Origin of the sequence: Chryseobacterium cupriresistens (assembly GCF_046614675.1) — a bacterium.
GTDB lineage: Bacteria > Bacteroidota > Bacteroidia > Flavobacteriales > Weeksellaceae > Chryseobacterium > Chryseobacterium cupriresistens.
Map to the genome: position 1 here is coordinate 118,263 of NZ_JBKKJT010000009.1, position 20,937 is coordinate 139,199.

The window sequence follows — 20,937 nt, forward strand, 5'->3', positions numbered from 1 at the left end:
TATGAATATGTTTGAACCTTATATTCCACTGTTTTCAGAAGTATGGAAGGGTAAATACAAAGCCCTTTTAGCAGAAGAACACCTGGAAACTCTGGAGGAAAATATTCATAGGTTTAAGCAGAATACTTTAGAATGGCAGCTGCCTTATTTTAATGAAGAAATAATTATTGACAGGCAGGAAAGCTTTGGAAAATTCATTCCCATTCTGGAAAGTAACGATTCTGATGAGGTAAAAGCAGCATCGCTGGAAGCAATTCCTTTTGAACACTGGCTGAATATTTTAGGACAAAGATTAACCTCTGCAAGCATCCGCGATGAAAATGGCATTCCACCGTTGAAAACCATGCTGCTCAATGCCTGTCAGGAACCTTTCAATAACGAAATTACCATTGCACAAAGAGCCTGGGAAAAACACATTGGAAGAATGGATGATTTCTGGGGCGAAATAAAAGGGAACAATCAGCAGAAACAGGAGAAGGTCATGGCAAAAATCTATGAAATTCTTGACAATAAAACCTGGTGGAATGTCTTCTTTCATTATAAACATGAGCTGGTCTTTGAAGTCCGGGAAAAAGAAGGTCACGGAATCCGCTGGAGCCACGGCGGAATAAAACTGATCGGCTTTCTCGAAAAATTTATCAACGAATAGAGTATCCACAAACATCTGCACCATCTGTGAAATCGGTGGGAAAATAAAAACTCCCGCAGACAAGCAGATTTTTTAATCGTAAAGTATTTTGTCTTTTTACTTTTCTTCTTTTTAACTGCGTAAAAACATTGCGTACCATACTTCCAGTTTTGCAGATATAAAACATAAGCTACGAATCAATGAGAACAAAAGTTTTTCTAACAGAATTCTACCAGTTTCCATTTTATATTTAGAAATTAACATCGAATAAAAAGTAAAAAATATATGAACACTTATATTGATATTGGCATTAATCTGACCAATAAACAGTTCTATAATGAACACGAAGAAATTATCAACCGTGCCTTGGATCACGGAGTTGAGCATATGATTCTCACCGGAACCAGCGTAAGAGGAAGTAAAGAATCTTCTGAAATTGCCGAAGAATATCCCGAAATTTTATTTTCAACAGCCGGAATTCATCCCCATGATGCCAAATCTTTTAATGGACAAAGTATTGATGAGCTCAGAAAACTATTAAAGCAGGATCATGTGGTTTCAGTAGGCGAATGCGGGCTGGATTTTGACCGTGATTTCTCTCCGAGAGCGATCCAGGAAAAATGTTATAAAGCACAGCTGGAGCTTGCGATAGAAGTTAATAAACCACTTTTCCTTCATGAAAGAGCAGCATTTAAAAGATTTAATGAAATCACAGATGACTATCTTTCAAAGTTACCCGAAGCCGTTGTACATTGCTTTACCGGAACATTGGAGGAAGCAAAAACATATCTGGATAAAGGATTTTATTTAGGATTTACCGGAGCCATAAGTGATGACAAAAGATTTAAACATCTGGAAGACGTCATAAAATATGTACCTCTTGATAGAATGATGATTGAAACCGATGCTCCCTTTATGCTTCCGAAAAATATGCCCGGAATGCAGAACAGAAGAAATGAACCTTCGTTTTTACCTTATGTAGCACAAACGATTGCCCACCTGAAGAAGATCAGCATTTCCGAAGTCGCAGACGAGATCACAGAAACGGCCAGAAATTTTTTCAGACTATAAAAAAGAGCTCTACTGATGAAGTAAAGCTCTTTTCTTATAATGTATTGGCTCTTATAAACTCTTTATCGCCGATTCCAAAGCCAGCTCCATCATTGGATTCAAAGCTGTTTCTCTTTCATCAGCAGAGATTTTTTCGTGGGTTGGGATAATGTCAGTTACCGTAAGAATAGTCGCTGCATTTTTTCCTAAATGCTGAGCATTGGCAAATAAACCAAAAGCTTCCATTTCTACCGCAGGACAGTTGTATTTTGTTGCAATTTCAGGAGTAGCAGGATCTTTTCTGTAGAAAATATCACTACTGTGGATATTGATGGCTTTAGCATTCAATGATAAATCTTTAGCCGTTTCGTTGATGGTATTAAAGATATTCCCCTGGTGAGAAAGGATTTCTTCTTCAATTCCCCATGCATATTTGGCGTACGTACTTTCGCTGGCCGCTTTATCAATATTTAAAATATCAAAAAGTTGAAGATCAGTATTGTAAGCACCACAAGTCCCGATTCTGATGATCGTGTCTACTTCATACTCTGTGAACAGTTCAAAAGAATAGATTCCGATACTTGGAAAACCCATTCCACTTGCTCCTACAGTGATTTTCTTCCCTTTATAAAGACCTGTATAATAAAAAATTCCTCTGGTTTTACTTACCAGTTTAGCATTTTCTAAATAATTTTCAGCAATATACTGTGCACGAAGTGGATCCCCCGGCTGCAATACTACTTTAGCAATTTCTCCTTTTTTTGCACTGATGTGAATACTCATAATGTTATTTTGAATGGGACAAAGATAATAACTTTTAGTTTGTTTCAGCCATTACGAAAATGGAAACAATGAAGCCTTCTCTCATTTACAGACAGTATAAGATCTTATCAATAAATGCTTTAAATAAGATTTTAATTAAAGTCTTTTGTATAATTCAAAATGTCACCTGGTAAATACAGAACAATAAAAGAATAATGTGGAGCGGGTATCGTTAAAGGCCAGCGGCTACTTTTGCAACAGTCAAACCGTAAAAATTGAAACTATGACAATTGAACATATCGCTGTTTGGGTGAAAGATCTGGAAATATCCAGAGCGTTTTATCAGAAATATTTCGGAGCCGTTTCCAATGAAAAGTATCACAATCCTGTTAAAAATTTTCAATCCTATTTTTTAAGTTTTGAGAACGGCTGTCGCCTTGAAATTATGACCAGACCGGATATCAGAGAAACTGAAAACTCTTACGAATCTCAACAGTATGGGATTATCCATCTTGCATTTTCTGTTGGGAGCAAAGAAAAAGTAGACGAGCTTACAGAAATGTTGAGAGAAGACGGATACACCGTTGCAGGAGAACCACGTACCACTGGAGACGGCTATTATGAAAGCGTCATCCTTGATCCGGAAAACAATATCATTGAAATCGTATCACAGTAGCCATTGCGAGGCGCTTTAGCGACGAAGCAATCTTTTATAGTAATGAATATGTAATTTCAAACCTTATAGGTTTTAAAATCTATAAGGTTTAGATTTCAAGATTTACCTTGCTGAAAATCTCGCATTGAGCGAAGCCGAAATGTTCTCACGCCTTAAAAAGTATTACAATGCTTACTCTTTTAGTGTCTTTACGTTTTCAAACCTCATAATTACCATAAAGAAACCATATTTAACAAGAATCTTCCTCACAAAAGTTTTATTCTCACCGAAATAATTTTATTTTTGTTAGATCATGGAAACCAAGTCACCGTTTTTAGACACGATCTTTTTGCTTCGTAAGGAAGAATGTATCACTCTTTTTTCAAGCTTACAGCAAATCTCCCCTCAGGAAGAGGCGGAAGCAGGAGATTATTTTGAAACAGAATTCGAAAAAGAAAGACTTGAATTTTTATCAGACCGTTTAATCTGTAACAAACAGACAGCCGTATGGGCCGCCAAGATTCTCTATCACAGCGCACAGCTTTATCTCATCAGAGAAAATACCGAAAAGGATATTGAAAATCTTATTCCCGGATTCAAAGGAACACGGGATATTCCTTCCATCTTATCCGCAGATATGTCACTCAGATTTTTGCCACAGGTAATGACTGCTTTACATACTGTGGATCCCGAAGATGCTTTAATCCCCATGCTGGAAAATATTCTGACACAGTTTCACTATTCCGGAATAGGATATGATCTTGATCTGAAAAACGTAAATTGGCCTGAAGAACTGAAAGACAGTACCTACAGAAAGCTATATCTGGAAAGAATTGTTGAAAAAAAAGATGATAAACTGGCAGAAATTCCGTTTATCAATAAACAACTGATTGCCGAATTCGGAATGCACAAAGACGCATTCTGGCGAGAATTAAAAACTATAACCGAAGATAATAATGAAAACGTATGAGAAAGTATTTGAATTTTTAGCGGACCCCACCAAAGAAACGTTCCTGAAATGCCGTGAGCTGGTAATCAATGATCCTGAATATGATCCCTATTCGGAAGATATTGAAAACATGCAGGATCTACTCAATGAAGGAAAGTTTGAAGAGGTTATACAATATGTAAACGTCAATATTTTGCTGAGTCCGAGAGCCCATATTTATAAATATTTTGCGTACAAAGAACTGGGCGAAGATAAAGGACGAAGTATTGAAATGACAATAGCACAGCTTATTTTTGAATGCCTTGAAAAAACAGGAGATGGAACCAGGGATTCACCCTATATTATTACAAGAATTTCCGATGAAAGAGATCTGATCAGACATCATTTCAATAAACAGGATGTTTCACAAAGTCTGGTCAGGGATGGAAATAAGATCATGGATGCACTTACTCTTGATGATGGATCTCAATTGTACTTTGATATCAAAGATCCTTATCAGAGAATGGCCTTTTCATTCAGCAAAAGAAATGAACAGGCAGAAAGCAAAGAAGAACAGAAACCCCAAAAGAAAAAATGGTGGAAATTTTAATTTTTTAAGTCAATGAACCAGAATATAAATCAGCTTAATACAGTTCTAAACTACGTAAAAGAAACTTTTGTAGGCAAAAATGATGTCGTAGATCTGTTGGGGATCTGCCTTTTAGCAAGAGAAAATGCCTTTTTATACGGTCCTCCGGGTACTGCAAAATCAGCCATTGTCAGAACCCTGGCAAAAACCGTGAAAGACGGGAAAAACTTTGAATATTTATTAACCCGTTTTACAGAACCCAACGAGATTTTCGGACCTTTTGATATCAGAAAACTGAAAGAAGGGGAACTTCTTACCAATACGGAAGGAATGATGCCCGAGGCTTCCATGGTTTTCCTGGATGAGATCTTCAATGCCAATTCTGCTATTCTGAACTCCCTTTTGATGGCACTCAATGAGAAGATTTTTAAAAGAGGAAAAGAAACAAAGCACTTACCTGCACTGATGTTTGTGGGAGCAAGTAACGTTCTTCCGGAAGATGAAGCATTGAATGCATTATTTGACCGTTTTCTGGTAAGAATCAGTGTAGACTATGTGAATCCTGAACTTTTGCAGCAAGTTCTTCTGGCAGGGAGAAAGCTGGAAAATGAAGAAGAAACGGAAATTCCGGAAATTCATGCTGATGAGATCGGACAACTTCAGAAGCTGTGCAAAACAATAGATCTGAAACCCATCTATGAAGTCTATCTGAATACCATTATGAACCTTAGAAATACAGGTATTGCCATTTCCGACCGTAGAGCGGTGAAACTTCAGAATCTGATTGCTGCAAGTGCACTGATCTGCGGAAGAAAAGAAGCTGTACTTTCCGATCTATGGGTTTTGAAACATATCTGGGATACAGAAGAACAGATTGAAATTCTGGAAGGAATTATCAACAGAACGATTGAGAAAGATAATCATCCGGATTCTCATCCTCAGGCTATGCAGAACAAAACTCCCAACCCTGAAGAAGTCATGAAAGACGTAAAAATTCTGGTGGAGAAATGGGATGGCGGAATGCTGAGCTTTGAAGAGCAAAATGTGATTAAAGATAAACTGAGATATCTGCAGACCCGTTGCGACTGGATCAGAAATCCGGAACAGAAACAATATATTCAGCAGGAAATTGAAAGCTTATGGCAGAAGATTCTTCAAAGCGTTTAAAAGAATTCCGGGCAGAAATTCCCCGGGCAGATGAAGATTTTCTGGGCTCGATCAGAGACTGGAAAAATATTCAGATGGCCATCGATGACGATACGGTCTGGCTGAAAGGCTTTACCGAGGAACAGGCGGCAGCTCCGGAAATACAACAATTGCCGGACTTTATTCTGTATGAACTTCGTGATGGGCTTTTATTCAGAAAAGATGCTTTGGTTCCAAGCAAAAAAATGCGGACAGCTTTGCTCTGGATTCCCATAGACAAAGCATTGCAGCTTAGTTTTCCACCTTCAAACCAAAACTATTTTGGAATTCACGAACAGGTTAAGGTGAACTTAAAAGAAAGCAATGAAGAACAGTCGGTTATCGCTCTGCTGAGTAATATTGCCGATATTAGAAACAGTATCGCTGCATTACCGAAGTTTAAGCTTGAAAAAATAAAATGGACAATTCTGGGCGATAAAGCCCTGTTTATGGGAACTCCATTATTGAGCTTTCCCGGAAAGACCTACTGGACAAAGGACAGACATTTATTGCCTGCAGGTCTGGATTTTGAATTTAAAAATTTGAGCACACTGTTGCAGCAAAAATATAATCAAGAGGAAGGATGGCTGCTGTGGGATGGAAATGGGAATTATCTTTCAATAAAAGAAACAGACTTCCGTCCATTATCCGTAAGCTCATTCCGCCTTACTGAAAAATCAAGAGAATGGAATTAAAGGCTTATTTCCAGTCCTATGAAAATTATTTTTGGGAATGGAAAACTGATGAAGATGTTCCCGGTGATTCCGGTTATCATGAAAACAATCTCCTCTCCATTCCCGGAGTAGGAGCCATAGCTTACAGGCCTTATCTAATGGAGATACTGAAAGAGCTTCAGCCGCAGGGATGGCCTGCGTTCGGGGCATTGCTTATGGTTTTGTATGCGATGCAGGATGGATATACGGACTTTGCAGGCCCGCTAAGACGTACAGCTGAGTTTTATAGCGGTGAAGATTTTGAGTTCAACGCGGAAAAGCCAATTGAATTCCTTGAAAAAATAAAATCACTACCCAAAGTTTATAAGGAGAAACAGAACAGAATTGTATTGCTCCAGACTTTGTTCAGCAATAGTCATAACAGGGTGGCCTCTCTTCATGCGGATATTTATTTAAAGATCTATTATAAACGACCGCAGGAACTAGCGATCAGTGCAGAAAAACAAGACGAAGGTTCAATAGATTTAAACAAAGATCTGAGCGCCTTAAATCTGAATGAAAAATTTCCTACAGTACAGTCTATCATTGACGCCATGAAAGGCTTGATTGATGAGCCGGAACTGGATGATGAGGTAGTAGAAGAAGAGACAACAGCAGATATGGATAAAGATTTTATCAAAGAATTAACTGATGAACCAAAAACTTTTCAGATAGGAAGCCTGATCAAAAGAATATGGAGTGGGCTGAAAATTCCCATGCGCCATCTTTCTCCCGGTGAACAGCCTATCGGAGGAATTTCTGATATGACCAACAAAGGTGATTTTCACCAGATGCTTCTTTCCGAATTTGCCAACGAAGACGATGTCTTTATGAATCGTGTTGCGAATAACGAGGCATTGTATATGCAAAGAGAAATTCCGCCTGAAGAAAATATTTTTGAAAGAATTATCCTGATTGACACTTCTCTCAGAAACTGGGGAACTCCCAAAGTACTGGCCTATGCCTCAGCAATAGCGGTTGTCAAACACCCAAAAGCCCATTCTGAATGTAAAATCTTCGCTTTAGGACAGGCTGCTACTCCCATTGCGCTGAACAAAGTGGAAGAAGTAGTGGAAAATCTTAATCAGGTAAGTGCTGTTCTGGAAGTTTCAGAAGCACTGGAGAAGTTTTTTAATGAAAATCACTCAGAAAAGGATATTGAAGTTTTTTTCATTACCCATCAGGATAACATGGCTGATGAGAAGATTCAGCGGGTTGTACATCAGAACAGGGACCTGCTGAAGTTTTTGGTAACGACAGCCTCAGATGGTGAAATCAATTTTTACAAACATCACAAAGGAGCAAGAAAGCATATCCAGAAAATAAAACTTCCATTGCAGGAACTGTGGGCCAATCCACCGCAGCAAAAACAATCCGTTCAAAACTTTAACGGAAAGAAAACAGATCTTCCGCAAAACTATCCGATCTTGTTCCCGACACCCGTTAATAAAATTGCTAAGTTTCTATATGACGGAGAGTTTTTCATTCTGAGTTCAAAAAAACAATTGCTGAAGACTTATCTTTCCGATAACTATTATGACAGACATTCCTATGATTATTATAAAACCCATCATGGCTGTGAAGTGTTGTTTGATAAAATTTCCATAAAACCCAAAGGACAGTTTGCCTTGTCAAAAAACAGGCAGCAGCACTTTATTTTGTGTCAGTATCAGTCTGATCAGAAACTGATTTCAAAGTTAAATCTTAATACAGGAGAGTATTCCGACCAAAACCTTACAGGAATGAATATTCCGGAATATTTTCAGCTGATTTATTTCGGACGGAATTTTTATCTCCATCATCCTGATAATGTTACCCATTACAAAATTAATATTGATGGAAATATTTCCGTAGAACCTATTACCGGAAAGGAGAAAGAATTTGAAAAAAATAATATAAAAGCCGAAGCCGAAGTCGCCAAGCTTAAAGGAAGCGGATTGAAGATCATCAATAATTTCAATAAAATCGGAATTAATCAGCATGAAAATCTGGTCGTTTCCGGAAATGAATTATACAGTGCTTCTGAAAATACACTGAACTTTTCCAAAAATAAATATGACATCAGAATCTTTGCAGAGCAGAATAAAAATAAATTTACATTTCCTGATGGAAGCGAAATTATTACCGATTCACGGGGAATGCTGACTTTCCGAAGCAGTAACAAGAGTATTGAAGAATTCTTCATTCCTTCTACATTGGGAGGATTTCTCTCGCTGGCTACCTATACAGAATTTGGAGGATCAGAATATTATCTTCCGGAACATGCCCTGTTGAAAGTAAGAACAATGGATGATATGTGTGACAGGTTTTTAAAACCGTTTATAGAACAGATTGTGGATTATGGAGCTTAGAATAAAACCTTTCCCGAAAAACAGCTATCCTAAAAAAGGACTTTTGATCAGAGGCTCTTCGCCTGTGGTGTGGCTTCAGGAAATGGAAACGCTGGGAATTCATTTAAATCAGGTACAGTCTTTTGCGATTCCGGCTGATCGTCCCAATGTGCTGTATGGGTGTTTTCTTGTTTTTAAAGATCATGCTCCACAGGAAATAGGCAGAAACGCGTACTTTCAAAGTGTGGACGACAGACTTTTCCTCCCGGAAAATACCATCTTTTATCCTAAAATAAACACCGAAGACTGGGCTCAGCTTGATTCCCGTTTTCTGATTATGCATCCTGAATTCGGACTGGTAAAACTGTCTGAAGAAATTGATTGGCTTTCTCTGATTCAACAACCGGAAATGATCAAAGAAACCATTAGAAAACCATTGAATGGTGTTTCAATTCCTCAAAAAATAGAAAGCTATACGGTTGAAGTGGATGATGAACAGGTTATGGAAACATTACAGCCCAAACAAACCGAAGAAGAATGGATGAACAATCTGCCGTTTGACCTTAAAAAAGTAATGGCAGGGAACAAAAAAGAAATAGAAAAATATTTACAGTATATTGAAAAGTATCCCGAACGCGCAGTAGAACTAGGCGTTTCTCTTGATGTTATGGGAACTTCCCGGGGAGATGGTTTTGCTAAATTTACATGGCTGGAAGTATTATTTGGTCGGGGCGCCAATGGAAAAAATGAAAGTGCAGGAACAAAAAATTTCCGCAGGGTATTCTGGGCACTCATTATTGCAGCGATCGTGTTAAGGGTTGCCTTGCCCTCTGATAAAAGTGATTCAGTACAGGAAGAAACAGGTCCTTCATCAGGAACTATTGAAAACAATGCGGTAAGAGCTCCTTCAGATATGATCGCTTTCCAGTCCGGAACCTCTGAGATTGATCTGAAGATAGATTCTATGTATCATCGGGAGAGAAAAGGATTATCCCAGGAACTTATTCACGCCGGAATCATAGAATCCAAAACAAAAAAAGACAAGGAGAATTATAAAAAAGCTGGCGGCAGAGAGGTCGGCGAAATAGGAAAGGATATTGAAAAGCTTGTCAATAAAGAAAAACAGAGCAGAGATTCTCTTAAAATCATTTACACCAAAAAAATTACAAAACACTTAGAACAGAAAACAGAAAACCTGAAACGTAAAATTTCAGATTCTTTAAAGCAATACACCAAAGGAAAGCCTGTGAATGGTGATGTTGTAAAATATCTTCTGAAAAAGAGAAAGGCGTTAATGGCTGATTCATTAGGGAAACTTTACGGGACGTTAGATATGATGGATCCGTCTTCGGCGTCCATTGACAAAGCTAAAGTAAAGGCAATAGGTACGGAAGGTACACCATTGGAAAAAAAGGCTCCTGTCTCGGACATCCTGTATATGGTGATTCTGATGATTGCGGGAGTAGGATTGTATTCTTTCCTGTTTAAAAATAAATCTTTGAATGTGGGTGGTGATAATGTCCCTGTCTGGGTGAAGGTTATTTTAATTGCTATCCTTGTAGCCATGCTTGTGTACTTATTTTATCCGCTGGTCAAAATGTTTGGATACAACTGGTTTGTGTGGGTTCTGGTAATTTGTGTGTTGTTGCTCCTTTATCGTCTTTTCAGGGAAGATAAAACCATTTTAAAATCCGATGATGATGAATAGACAGAAATTTATAGACAAATTTATAGCAGCATTCGTACTGCTGGCGATGTTTAAGGTTGTCGGAATTGTTGCCCAGTTATTCCATGAAAGCTTCTGGAGTGTGATGGGTACATTAGCCATTTTCCTGGTGGTTGCCTTCATCATTCTTCTGGTGATCACTTCTTTAAAAGATAAAGAGCAGAACAACAGAAATTCCGCAGGAAGAAAAGGAAGCAGAAGCGGCAGTTTCTATCTGGAAAATTCACTTTTCGACAGGATTCGCAGTAAATATGAGGAGCTTGCCGAAAAATACATTGCCGAAAAAGATTACAAAAAGGCAGCAAGAGTCTATATGAACCTGCTGCAGGATAATTACAGAGGTGCAAAAACACTTGAAAATGGAGGGCTTTATAATGAAGCAGCGGTAGTATATCTTAAAAAACTGAATAATAAATCCGATGCTGCGGTTTGCTATGAAAAAGCAAAACAGCATAAAAAAGCTATTGAGCTTTATAAAGAAATGGAGCAGAAAGAAAAAGTGGGCGATCTTTACAAAGAAATAAATGATCTTAAAAATGCCCATTATTATTATCAGATCGTTGCAGATGATTATACAGGAAATAGTCAGATGGTGAAAGCTTCTTTGGTATACCGTAAGAAAATGGAAAAGCCGGAGGAAGCGCAGAAAATATTGTTGAAGGGATGGGAAGAGGATAAAGATGCCTTCAACTGTCTGAATAACTATTTTACCAATATTTTTGATGTTAAAAAGCTGGAATCAGAAATAAAAGATTTGTATGAGAAGACTCCGGATTATAAAAAAATCACTTATCTGGAAGCCATGAAGTATGAATTCAAAAAAGATCCGGAATTGCAGGCTGCAATCAGAAATATAGCCTATGAAATCATCGCGGAAAAAGTAAATACCCGCTCAGAAATTGTCAATGAACTGAAATATTTTAATCCCGGTGATGACGTGATTCTAAAGGACATTTCGAGATTCAAAACAGCAAGAAATAAAATGTTCAGGAATTAAATTTTAAAGATTCAGGAATTTAAAAATTAAAGAAAATTCAGCTTTATCAAATCAATTTTTAATTGATTCCTTTACATCCCTTTGCTTATCTAAAACTTTCCCGAAATTGTGAATATTATAAAATAATATTAAAAAAGATTTATCTTTGCACCAGAAAATTATGACAATACAAAGAGCACATATCAATGCAGAACTATGCGAAAGTCCTTCTAACAAAGGATTATTCGGATATGATGAGGTGATATGGAATGAGGCGAAATGTGCTGACTTTGGAAATTATTTACTGTAAACTTGTAAAAAATTAATCAAAATACAACAGAAACGCCTCGGAAAACCGAGGCGTTTTTTGTTTTTTAGGTCAGAAATTATTTAGAATGAAAAAAAATAACCATAAACATGTAAAATTTTTAATTAACAATGAAACTTTAATACGATAAAATAGAGTGATAAGCAACCCGGTGAGAGACAGTCATTTAGGTAATTAAGATATCTGCAAAATATTGCGGACAGAAATTCTCTATGCTAAAAATAGGGTATAACAAATTGATTATCAGTATTTTAATTTGAAAATTTATTTGCGGATTCCAAAAATTCATATTTACTTTGCAACCGAAAATTGAAAGCAACAGGTTTTCAGGATTCAGTTAAAAATAATTTAGAAACAAACAAAAATAAAATGAAACAGTTACACAACATATTCAATCAATATTCAAGACTATTCGGACAGGAACCGACAGGTGTTGCATGTATTCTTGATAGTGAAATTGTGGATAAAAGGTGCTTATATACGTGGGTCAGCTAATGATCTTTTACGTTAAAAATATATGAAGCGCCTCCCGAAAAGAGGCGCTTTTTTTTTGGTTTCTTTAGCTTATTTGGTAAAGCGCCGGTCTGTGGAACCGGAGAACAGGGTTCGATCCCCGGAGATACCCAAAGGAGAAAATCTCATGGCTCAATTGGATAGAGCGTCGGTTTACGGCACCGAAGGTTGAAGGTTCGAGTCCTTCTGAGATTACAAAGAATGTGAATTTTAAAATTGACAAGCGAAGCGAATTGATTATTGACTATTCACGACTTTAAAACAATCTCATAGCTCAATCGGTTAGAGCACCGGTCTTTTAAACCGGGGGTTGAAAGTTCAAATCTTTCTGGGATTACAAAAATGGTTCCGTAGCTCAACCGGACAGAGCATGGGTTTTCTAAACCCAGGGTTAGAGGTTCGAGTCCTCTCGGAATCACAAAAGGTTCATGGAAAATTTCCCATCCGGCTGTCTCCCGGAAAAGAAACAGAAGTGAGCCTCAAAGCTGGAAAGATAACGGTGGTTGTTTACCCGTCTTGGACGCGGGAGGTCGCAAGTTCGAATCTTGCTTTCCAGACAATTGGTTCCATTAGCATAGTGGTAAGTGCATCCGGCTTTCTACCGGACGACAAGGGTTCGATCCCCTTATGGAATACAAATGATTTCGTAGCTCAAGTGGTTAGAGTGTCGGTCTGATACACCGGAGGTTGAAGGTTCGAGTCCTTCCGGAATTACAATGATTTTGTAGCTCAATGGCAGAGCACCGGTCTGTTAAGCCGGAAGTTGAAAGTTCGAGTCTTTCCAGAATCGCAGGTAACTAATTGTTAATTGTTTCAGGAGAAAAAGTAAAGTTTGTCGAGAGCAGAAGATCTTACGCCAAACACGAAAAATACAGACAGGCTTTTCTTCTCTCCGGATGAATTAAAAGTTAAAGAATATCATTTATAAATTTTTAGGTAAAATAAAGTTTGTCAGGCGCAGAAGTTCTTTATCAAATAAATGAAGACAGACTTTATTTTTTAATCTGATGGTTCGCCGAAGTAGAAGAGTCGGGACGGTCTGCAAAACCGTTGTGTCAACTGAGTGGGTTTGAATCCCATAGCCATCTCAAAGTAAAAACTATAGAAAATATAAGAATCTTTTATCAATGATCTTTTATCATCTATAGCAAAGAATATCCTTTATTAATAAAAGAAAAAGGCTGTCGAGCGCAGAAGATCTTTAATCAAACATTCAATAAAGACAGACCTTTTCTTTTTAACAGGAAAATGAGGAATTACTTATGAATCATGACTAATTGCTCAAAAAAATCCGGAAGTACGCCGAAGTTGGAGAGTCGGGGCAGACTGTAAATCTGTTGCTTCATTGCTGAGTAGGTTCGAATCCTACTACTTCCACCAACCACAGATAATGTAATGGAAGCATGCAGGAAATGTACTCTTGTTGTCCAGGTTCGATTCCTGGTTTGTGGATAACGCTCTATTCGTCTAACGGTGAGGACGCCTGCCTTTCGAGCAGAAAACAAGGGTTCGATTCCCTTATAGAGTACTGGATGTGAATAACTGGTCAATATTGAATTGATTTAATACCATGAAAGTTCAGATTTTATTGAAAAAATTGGCCAGTTACCATTCACACAAAAAAAAGAAAAGAGAAAAAAGGACTGTCGAGCGCAGAAGATCTTTAGTCAATAAAAACAGACAGCCTTTTACTTTTTTAAACAAAATACATTAGGAAATGAGAAAGGTTTGTCGAGAGCAGAAGATCTTTACAAATACTAGCAGGCATAATTTATAAACAGACAGAGCTTTCTCAAACCTAGCATAACATAAGTAATGAGCAATGAGCAATGAGTAATAATGAAAATAGAAAGTATTACCAATTACTCATTACTCATAAAAATAACGCCTCTCTATTCCAATTGGCAGAGAAAACGGCTTTAAACCCCGTAAAGTCCCAGTTCGAATCTGGGGAGAGGTACAGGATATGAATAATAAGTAATGAGCAATGAGTAATAATAAAAATAGAAAATATTACTCATTACTTATAAAAACCTGCGGGAATGGTGGAATGGCAGACACTCTTGACTTAGGATCAAGCTTTTGGGGGTTCGAGTCCCTCTTCCCGTACAAAAACATAAATGATAAGAGATTAATGATCAATGATTGCTGAGCACTTCATCAATTATCAATCAACATTTATCAATTATAAAATTGATTCATAGTGTAATGGCAGCACACAAGATTTTGATTCTTGGAGTTTAGGTTCGAGTCCTAATGAATCAACAATTTTACTCTGATGGTGTAATGATAGCATCTCAGTCTCCAAAACTGATGGTATCGGTTCAAGTCCGGTTCGGAGTGCAAAGTGAATAGTCAATAGTGAATTTTGCTTTGCAAATGAATTTAAAAATATTGACAGTGAAAACTAATTGACGATTCACAATTCAGAAATTAATTTAAAACAAAATTTAAAACATGTAGAAAAAATGGAAACGCAACAACAAATATGGCAGAATATGAGTGGAAAAATTTTCCAGCACTCTATCACACAGCTGGTAGAAGAAGCCATCATTCGCGAACAGGCCAACGGACACCGTCTGAAAGTATGTGTGGGGTCAGACTCCCACGTATACGGAGATGCCATCAACTATGCTACGGCAGTAGTGTTTATTCGTGAAGGAAAAGGAGCGTTTACCTTTATCAGAAAAGAAAGAGAAATACAGAGTATCAGTATCAAGGAGCGAATGCTGAATGAAGTCAACAAATCCGTTGAAATTGCATACGCGATCTGTTCTGTGCTGGATGCTTATGGTGTGGAAATGGAGGTACACGCAGACATTAATACCGACCCGGATTTTAAATCCAATGTAGCACTGAAAGATGCTATGGGATATATTCTGGGAATGGGATATGTGTTTAAAGCAAAGCCTTTTGCCTTCGCTAGTTCCAATTGTGCTGATATGATGGTGTAATCTTTTTAATAAAAAAAATGAAAACAGTTTTAATTATCAATGGAGAAAAATACTGGAAGGATTATTTTGCAGGATTCGATGTAGTTCAAAAGAAAGTTCAGACATCGGAATTTATAATAAAAGACTCATCATTGTATGCATTTGATAGCAATGGAGTCTGTAAGCCGGATATTATTTTCTGGCGTTTGGGAGCCGTTAACCCCAATCCCAGATATAGAAATATTTTAGAGTTGATTGACTACTCTGAAGTTCCTTGTATTAATTCAGCTTCCACATTATTAATGGGATATGAAAGGCTGACAATGCTGAATACTCTTAAAAAATTGGGTTTACCGGTTATTGACTTTAATGCAGCGACAAGTACTCAGCATTTGAAGAATCTGGAAATGAAATTTCCTTTTGTAGCTAAAGTAGGAAATCACCATGGAGGATATGGAAAAAGCCTGGTTTCAACCGAAGAACAATGGGAGGAGCTGAAGGACTTATTGTTTATTCATCAGGATTATGTGACCATCGAAAAGTTCATTGATTATAAATATGATATTCGATATCTGGCTATAAATGATAAGGTTTGGGCTATGAAAAGACGAGGGAAATATTGGAAAGCCAATTCTTTAACTCAAGAATACGAAGTTATAAATCCTGAAGATGAATGGATCGAAAAAGTACAACTTTTACAGAAACATATCAAAGCTGATATAGTTGCCATTGATGTGCTGGAAACACAGAATGGAGAAAAAGTAATTTTAGAGTATAATGATATTCCAGGTCTCTCAGGATTCCCTGAAGATGTAAAGCTGGAGTTATCAATGATTGTGAAAAACAAATAAAAAGAACCTTAAAACCAATAACCATGCATTTCTTAATTCAGGCTAATGTCTATTTAGATCCGGATCATTATAAAATTTTTGATGCATTGGAAGAACTGAATATTGATTATGATGTAATTAATATTCCTCCAGCCGCAGAAAAAATAGAGTTCAAAACAGATAGAAAAGATGTTTTTGTATACGGTTCGGTGACAATTGCAAGATTGGCAAAACAGAATACAGGCTGGTTTCCGGGTTCTTTTTACGGAGGAAATCATCTGTATGAAGTATATTCAAAATATTATGGTGAAAATCTCCTTAATCATCATGTTTCTGTTCATAGAATCTCTGAGCAGCTGAACTGGAAGAAAGGTGAGGTTAAATTCATTAAACCTTACAGTGAAGCAAAGATCTTTACAGGAAAAGTATTTTCAGAAAACGAATGGAAGGATTTTGTGTTTGAAGCTCTGGAATCTCAAAATAATAGAATTAATAAACATTCATTGATACAGGTTTCCGAAGCAAAACGAACAATAAAAGAAGCAAGACTTTGGATCGTTGGCGGACAGATTATTGATGCCGGGTATTATAAATTTAATGATAGTGTTCCTTTCGAAGAAAAAGTTTCAGAAGATGGATTAAGCTTCGCTAATAAAATGATCAGGCTTTTTAATCTTGAAGAAGCTTTTGTAATGGATATCTGTTTAACGGAAGAAGGCTGGAGAATAGTGGAAATAAATTGTATCAACAGTTCCGGATTTTATCCGAACACGAATGTGAAAAGTGTAATTAAAGCATTGAACATTTATTTTTCAAATTAAAAAAATTAACAATGGAAAAAACAAAAAGATTATTATTTCTGGATGATATAAGATATCCGATCGAGGCTTATCATTATACCCAACAGGATATTTTCCTCAGAAGTGACTGGCACATTGTTCGGAATTACGAACAGTTTGTCAACAGGATCTTGGAAAAAGGACTCCCGGAAATGATATCTTTTGACCATGATCTTGCAGACGAACACTATTTGAAACAGAATTCTCAGGAATTTGTTGAGAAAACAGGATACGACTGCGCCAAATGGCTGGTAGAATATTGTATGGATCATTATCTGGACCTTCCGAAATTCTATTGCCACTCCATGAATCTGGTAGGAAAGGAAAATATCCTAAACCTGCTGCAAAACTTTAAAGAATTGTAATGGACATTTTTAGATTTATTGAAGATATAAAAGTACATCTGAAGCTCACATTTGATAATGTAGACGGATGGTTTCAAAAAGATAAAAAAACGTTGAATCATCAGCCTTCAAACGGAGGCTGGACGATTCAGCAGATTTTAGAGCACATTTATCTTACGAATTTTTATCTGCTCATCCTTATTGAAAAAGGGTCCAAAAAAGCAATGAAGAATTCTTTAGATCTTGATCTGGAATCTGAAATAAAAAACTACAGTTTCAATAAAGAAAATTTTGACAAAGTAGGTGAATATGGTGCTTTTGAATGGATAAGACCAGAACATATGGAGCCGAAAGGAGAATTAAGCTTAGATGAAATCCGAAGCTTAATAGGCCAACAATTTCTTCAATGCTTAAACTATCTTGAGGTAATGAAAAATGGCGAAGGCGTTTTGTATAAAACTACAATGACAGTGAATGAACTGGGGAAAATCAATGTATATGAATATATTTATTTTCTTTCACTCCATGCCCAAAGACACATTACCCAGATGGAAAAAAACGAATCAGAAACGATTAAAAACTAAAACAAAATGATTTTCAAAACATATAACGCTATAGAAAATGCTTACCAGGCCCGCGTGATCGAACAGATCAGAATGCAGGGTTTTGGGGATGAGGTTTTCATCGTACAGGAAAAAGTTCACGGCGCTAATTTCTCTTTCTTTACCGACGGAAAGGAAATTAAAATCGCGAAGAGAACTGCTTTCATCGAAAAAGATGAAAAATTTTTCAATGCCCATCAGGTTTTGGAACGCTACAGAAATAATGTAATAGAAGTGTTTCAGAAAGTAAAGACCATCCACCCGGATGTTGAAACTGTAGTGATTTACGGTGAATTGTTCGGTGGCGGTTACCAGCATAAAGAAGTAGAATCCGTAAAAGATGCTGTGAAAGTACAGAAAGGTATTGAATATGCCCCTCACAATGAATTTTACGCTTTCGATATTAAACTGAATGGAGTTACCTATTTGGATACAGAATTAGTCAATCAGATTTTTGAAGAGACAGGATTTTTCTATGCAAAAATTTTGTTTCAAGGAAGTCTTGAGGAAGCTTTGAAATTCCCTAATGTTTTCAATTCAAAAATTCCGGCTTGGCTGGGATTACCCGAATTGGAAGACAATAGGTGTGAAGGAACCATTGTAAAAACTTTGAAAACCAGATACTTTGGAAACGGCGCAAGAATCATTCTGAAAAACAAGAATGAAAAATGGGTCGAAAAAGCGAAAATGGTTAAAAAAGAGGGTAAAACTGTTCAGAAACAGATTCACTTCAGCGAAAAAGCTCAGGAGATCTGGGAGGAAATCCAAAAATATGCTACAGCCAACAGATTGAATAATGTGTTGAGCAAAATTGGCGAATTCGAGCCTAAAATGATAGGTAAAGTGATTGGCCTTTTTGCGCAGGATATTTTAGAAGACTTCGATAAGGACTTCTCGGCAGCTTTTATGGCTATTGAAAAAGAAGAGCAGAAAAGGATCAACAAAAAGTTGAATTCTTTAGTCATTGATTTTATAAAAGAAGAGTTGATGACTCTTAAAGTATAGTTTCGGTAATTTTTTACCGAAACTTTTTTATGTATAATAAGATCATAGAACAATGTGACTGGCTCGGGATAACCAATCCTTTTTCAGAAAATTATATGAATGTGATGCATGAATTTAAAAGACATTTCAAATTACATAAACAAATAGGGTTTAAAAGAGCTTTAAGTTATTTGAATATGAGTTTTGAAGGCACCCATCACAGCGGAGCAGACGATGCTTATAATACAGCCAGAATTTTAAGTAAGATTCTGTAAATAGTCAATAAGCTGGAGGACAGAGGCTGGAGGCTGAAAGTAAATGAGATACTATTAAAACTTTCCTCTTTCTGCATCTCTCTTCCAATCTTTAACAATTAAATTTTAAACAAGTGAAAACAACAGAAAATATATTAATAGTAGACCTCGAAGCAACATGTTGGGAAAACCGGCCGCCAAGAGGTCAGGAAAGTGAGATCATTGAAATCGGAGTATGCATCATGAATGCAAAAACGGGTAAGATCTCTAAAAATGAAGGAATTTTAGTAAAACCCCAGTATTCAAAAGTGAGTCCGTTCTGTACGGAATTGACTACTATTACCCAAAATATGCTGGATCATGAAGGCATTATGCTGGATGATGCTTTCGATATCCTGAGGGCAGAATATGATTCCGAAGAACTGACATGGGCAAGCTATGGAAACTATGATCTGAATATGCTTCAAAACCAGGCAAGAAGATTCTACACAGATTATCCCATGAGTGATGACCATATCAATGTGAAGACATTATTTGGTGAAATTCATCCTACGATCAGGAAAAGTGTCGGAATGAACAGAGCTTTGGGCGAATTAGGTATGACTTTAGAAGGTACCCACCACAGAGGTGTAGACGATGCCAAAAACATTGCAAAGATTCTGCATTGGTGTTTTCAAAAGTCCCGATAAAACTTTTAAAATTCATATATTTAAATATCTTGATTCTTAATATATGATTAAAGAATATAATGTGCTGGAGCATATCAGAATGCGGCCTGCAATGTATATAGGTTTTCTGAACCACTTAGGCTACAATGAATTAATAAGCTATTTTATTGAAGATTTTATTCGAGCAGAAATCTATGATATCACTTTCATCCTGAAAAAAGATAATAGATTGGTTATGAAATGGATCAGTCCTGAAAAAAAACTTTTTAATACAGAAATCATAAAAACTATTGATCAGTATAAACAAGGAAAGTTTTATGTATCATTGGCAGGTATTATTGCATTGACAGAGTATTCTACGATTGAGATTAATGACTTACCTGTCTTACAATCCGAAAAAGGGAATTTTAAGATTTTGGACAACATACAGCATATTGATAATGAAGAAATCTGCAGATGGACAATTGATTTCATTCCTGATAGAGATATTTTTAAGGGCCTGATATTGAGTTACCGGGTTTTGAACAATTTGTTCAGAAGGTTTTCATTTTTGGATTCAAATATGAAAATAAAAAGTATTGATGAATCTGGATGAAAAGCAGATTAATATTTTTCATTACCCAGATGGTTTAGCTGAGATCATAGATGATGAAGTGCAAAAGAGATTGCCATATAATTCCTATTTTTTTACATTGAATTTTCGGAAAAAAACAGAGTATTCATATTCGGTAGCATTTGCCTTTGCAGATTACCAGATCTTTACACCTAAAATCAAGATGTACGCCAATTATAAAGAAACCATTTTGGGAGGATCTTTACTGGATGGAATTATACAAGGATTCAAGATATTTTTGAAAGAGGAAGCCGTAAAGAGAAATATAGAATTAAATATAACTACAGCAAGACTTAAAAAATACCTTTTGCTTTATGCTTCTGTACAAGGAGAACTTACATTTTTGGGTTCAACCAGATGGAAGCTTGGAACTCCGAAAGTGCAGACGGAAATTAAGAACTTTATGTATGAAGAACTGAAACTTTATTTTGCCAATAATGAAGATAAGACAATTCATATTATACAAACTTTACAGGATGAATAGTAA

Annotated in this window: 22 protein-coding genes and 15 tRNA genes; 36 read left to right on the forward strand and 1 reads right to left on the reverse strand. The window is 36.6% G+C overall.

What is annotated here, in order from left to right; all coding sequences use genetic code 11:
* Window position 1 precedes the first annotated feature (1 nt).
* The gene (locus ACLI50_RS19615) at window positions 2–649 is read left to right on the forward strand and encodes a hypothetical protein (RefSeq protein ID WP_411414463.1); all 648 of its coding nucleotides are present in this window, start codon (window positions 2–4) and stop codon (window positions 647–649) included.
* A 264-nt stretch (window positions 650–913) separates the two neighbouring features.
* Entirely contained in the window at window positions 914–1,699 is a 786-nt protein-coding gene (locus ACLI50_RS19620; RefSeq protein ID WP_411414464.1) for a TatD family hydrolase, read from the forward strand.
* A 51-nt stretch (window positions 1,700–1,750) separates the two neighbouring features.
* On the opposite strand, the gene deoD is transcribed toward ACLI50_RS19620, so the two are convergent.
* On the reverse strand, window positions 1,751–2,461 hold the full coding sequence (gene deoD, locus ACLI50_RS19625; RefSeq protein WP_202843628.1) for a purine-nucleoside phosphorylase: 711 nt from the start codon (window positions 2,459–2,461) through the stop codon (window positions 1,751–1,753).
* A 262-nt stretch (window positions 2,462–2,723) separates the two neighbouring features.
* Between deoD and ACLI50_RS19630 the strand changes: the two genes are divergently transcribed.
* From ACLI50_RS19630 to ACLI50_RS19795, 34 genes are all read left to right on the forward strand, one after another.
* The gene (locus ACLI50_RS19630; protein ID WP_411414465.1) at window positions 2,724–3,116 is read left to right on the forward strand and encodes a VOC family protein; all 393 of its coding nucleotides are present in this window, start codon (window positions 2,724–2,726) and stop codon (window positions 3,114–3,116) included.
* Between the two features lie 292 nt (window positions 3,117–3,408).
* Window positions 3,409–4,065 (forward strand): hypothetical protein, encoded by a 657-nt coding sequence (locus ACLI50_RS19635; RefSeq protein ID WP_202843624.1) that lies wholly within the window; start codon window positions 3,409–3,411, stop codon window positions 4,063–4,065.
* The gene (locus ACLI50_RS19640) at window positions 4,052–4,633 is read left to right on the forward strand and encodes a DUF4919 domain-containing protein (RefSeq protein WP_343643239.1); all 582 of its coding nucleotides are present in this window, start codon (window positions 4,052–4,054) and stop codon (window positions 4,631–4,633) included. The genes ACLI50_RS19635 and ACLI50_RS19640 overlap by 14 nt, the downstream gene beginning before the upstream one ends.
* 12 nt (window positions 4,634–4,645) lie before the next feature.
* Window positions 4,646–5,779 carry an AAA family ATPase gene (locus ACLI50_RS19645; protein ID WP_411414466.1) on the forward strand — a complete coding sequence of 378 codons (1,134 nt, stop codon included), beginning with the start codon at window positions 4,646–4,648 and terminating at the stop codon, window positions 5,777–5,779.
* Window positions 5,752–6,492 carry a hypothetical protein gene (locus tag ACLI50_RS19650; RefSeq protein WP_411414467.1) on the forward strand — a complete coding sequence of 247 codons (741 nt, stop codon included), beginning with the start codon at window positions 5,752–5,754 and terminating at the stop codon, window positions 6,490–6,492. Before ACLI50_RS19645 ends, ACLI50_RS19650 begins: the two co-directional genes overlap by 28 nt.
* The gene (locus tag ACLI50_RS19655) at window positions 6,483–8,861 is read left to right on the forward strand and encodes a hypothetical protein (RefSeq protein WP_411414468.1); all 2,379 of its coding nucleotides are present in this window, start codon (window positions 6,483–6,485) and stop codon (window positions 8,859–8,861) included. Before ACLI50_RS19650 ends, ACLI50_RS19655 begins: the two co-directional genes overlap by 10 nt.
* Window positions 8,851–10,548 (forward strand): APC family permease, encoded by a 1,698-nt coding sequence (locus ACLI50_RS19660; RefSeq protein WP_411414469.1) that lies wholly within the window; start codon window positions 8,851–8,853, stop codon window positions 10,546–10,548. The genes ACLI50_RS19655 and ACLI50_RS19660 overlap by 11 nt, the downstream gene beginning before the upstream one ends.
* A complete protein-coding gene (locus ACLI50_RS19665) occupies window positions 10,535–11,563 on the forward strand; it encodes a soluble NSF attachment family protein (protein ID WP_411414470.1) in 1,029 nt (342 codons plus the stop codon). The genes ACLI50_RS19660 and ACLI50_RS19665 overlap by 14 nt, the downstream gene beginning before the upstream one ends.
* Window positions 11,564–11,723: 160 nt before the next feature.
* A complete protein-coding gene (locus tag ACLI50_RS19670; RefSeq protein ID WP_120233400.1) occupies window positions 11,724–11,852 on the forward strand; it encodes a penicillin-binding protein in 129 nt (42 codons plus the stop codon).
* 576 nt (window positions 11,853–12,428) lie between these two features.
* Window positions 12,429–12,496 (forward strand) — tRNA-His (locus ACLI50_RS19675).
* 8 nt (window positions 12,497–12,504) lie between these two features.
* Window positions 12,505–12,578 (forward strand) — tRNA-Arg (locus ACLI50_RS19680).
* A gap of 68 nt (window positions 12,579–12,646) precedes the next feature.
* Window positions 12,647–12,720, forward strand: a tRNA-Lys gene (locus ACLI50_RS19685).
* Window positions 12,721–12,727: 7 nt separating this feature from the next.
* A tRNA-Arg gene (locus tag ACLI50_RS19690) sits at window positions 12,728–12,801 on the forward strand.
* A gap of 67 nt (window positions 12,802–12,868) precedes the next feature.
* Window positions 12,869–12,940: transfer RNA gene (locus ACLI50_RS19695), tRNA-Pro, on the forward strand.
* A 6-nt stretch (window positions 12,941–12,946) separates the two neighbouring features.
* A tRNA-Glu gene (locus ACLI50_RS19700) sits at window positions 12,947–13,018 on the forward strand.
* Between the two features lie 5 nt (window positions 13,019–13,023).
* Window positions 13,024–13,097: transfer RNA gene (locus tag ACLI50_RS19705), tRNA-Ile, on the forward strand.
* 4 nt (window positions 13,098–13,101) lie between these two features.
* A tRNA-Asn gene (locus ACLI50_RS19710) sits at window positions 13,102–13,173 on the forward strand.
* A gap of 216 nt (window positions 13,174–13,389) precedes the next feature.
* Window positions 13,390–13,471 (forward strand) — tRNA-Cys (locus ACLI50_RS19715).
* A 205-nt stretch (window positions 13,472–13,676) separates the two neighbouring features.
* Window positions 13,677–13,763 (forward strand) — tRNA-Tyr (locus ACLI50_RS19720).
* A gap of 76 nt (window positions 13,764–13,839) precedes the next feature.
* Window positions 13,840–13,911: transfer RNA gene (locus ACLI50_RS19725), tRNA-Glu, on the forward strand.
* Window positions 13,912–14,269: 358 nt separating this feature from the next.
* Window positions 14,270–14,343 (forward strand) — tRNA-Leu (locus ACLI50_RS19730).
* A gap of 76 nt (window positions 14,344–14,419) precedes the next feature.
* Window positions 14,420–14,492, forward strand: a tRNA-Leu gene (locus tag ACLI50_RS19735).
* A gap of 85 nt (window positions 14,493–14,577) precedes the next feature.
* Window positions 14,578–14,648, forward strand: a tRNA-Gln gene (locus ACLI50_RS19740).
* Window positions 14,649–14,655: 7 nt separating this feature from the next.
* A tRNA-Trp gene (locus ACLI50_RS19745) sits at window positions 14,656–14,726 on the forward strand.
* Between the two features lie 125 nt (window positions 14,727–14,851).
* Window positions 14,852–15,337, forward strand: coding sequence for a ribonuclease H-like YkuK family protein (locus tag ACLI50_RS19750; protein ID WP_411414471.1), 486 nt, complete (start codon window positions 14,852–14,854; stop codon window positions 15,335–15,337).
* Window positions 15,338–15,354: 17 nt separating this feature from the next.
* Window positions 15,355–16,167 (forward strand): ATP-grasp domain-containing protein, encoded by an 813-nt coding sequence (locus ACLI50_RS19755; protein ID WP_411414472.1) that lies wholly within the window; start codon window positions 15,355–15,357, stop codon window positions 16,165–16,167.
* Between the two features lie 23 nt (window positions 16,168–16,190).
* A complete protein-coding gene (locus ACLI50_RS19760; protein ID WP_411414473.1) occupies window positions 16,191–16,967 on the forward strand; it encodes an ATP-grasp domain-containing protein in 777 nt (258 codons plus the stop codon).
* An 11-nt stretch (window positions 16,968–16,978) separates the two neighbouring features.
* Entirely contained in the window at window positions 16,979–17,350 is a 372-nt protein-coding gene (locus ACLI50_RS19765; RefSeq protein ID WP_411414474.1) for a cyclic-phosphate processing receiver domain-containing protein, read from the forward strand.
* Window positions 17,350–17,913 carry a DinB family protein gene (locus ACLI50_RS19770; RefSeq protein ID WP_411414475.1) on the forward strand — a complete coding sequence of 188 codons (564 nt, stop codon included), beginning with the start codon at window positions 17,350–17,352 and terminating at the stop codon, window positions 17,911–17,913. Before ACLI50_RS19765 ends, ACLI50_RS19770 begins: the two co-directional genes overlap by 1 nt.
* A gap of 6 nt (window positions 17,914–17,919) precedes the next feature.
* A complete protein-coding gene (locus ACLI50_RS19775) occupies window positions 17,920–18,936 on the forward strand; it encodes an RNA ligase, Rnl2 family (RefSeq protein WP_411414476.1) in 1,017 nt (338 codons plus the stop codon).
* 29 nt (window positions 18,937–18,965) lie between these two features.
* The gene (locus ACLI50_RS19780) at window positions 18,966–19,190 is read left to right on the forward strand and encodes a hypothetical protein (RefSeq protein WP_411414477.1); all 225 of its coding nucleotides are present in this window, start codon (window positions 18,966–18,968) and stop codon (window positions 19,188–19,190) included.
* 113 nt (window positions 19,191–19,303) lie between these two features.
* Window positions 19,304–19,858, forward strand: coding sequence for a 3'-5' exonuclease (locus ACLI50_RS19785; protein ID WP_411414478.1), 555 nt, complete (start codon window positions 19,304–19,306; stop codon window positions 19,856–19,858).
* A 43-nt stretch (window positions 19,859–19,901) separates the two neighbouring features.
* Complete coding sequence (locus ACLI50_RS19790) at window positions 19,902–20,432, forward strand: hypothetical protein (RefSeq protein ID WP_411414479.1); 531 nt, start codon at window positions 19,902–19,904, stop codon at window positions 20,430–20,432.
* Entirely contained in the window at window positions 20,419–20,934 is a 516-nt protein-coding gene (locus ACLI50_RS19795; RefSeq protein ID WP_411414480.1) for a DNA topoisomerase subunit B, read from the forward strand. The genes ACLI50_RS19790 and ACLI50_RS19795 overlap by 14 nt, the downstream gene beginning before the upstream one ends.
* Window positions 20,935–20,937: the final 3 nt, after the last annotated feature.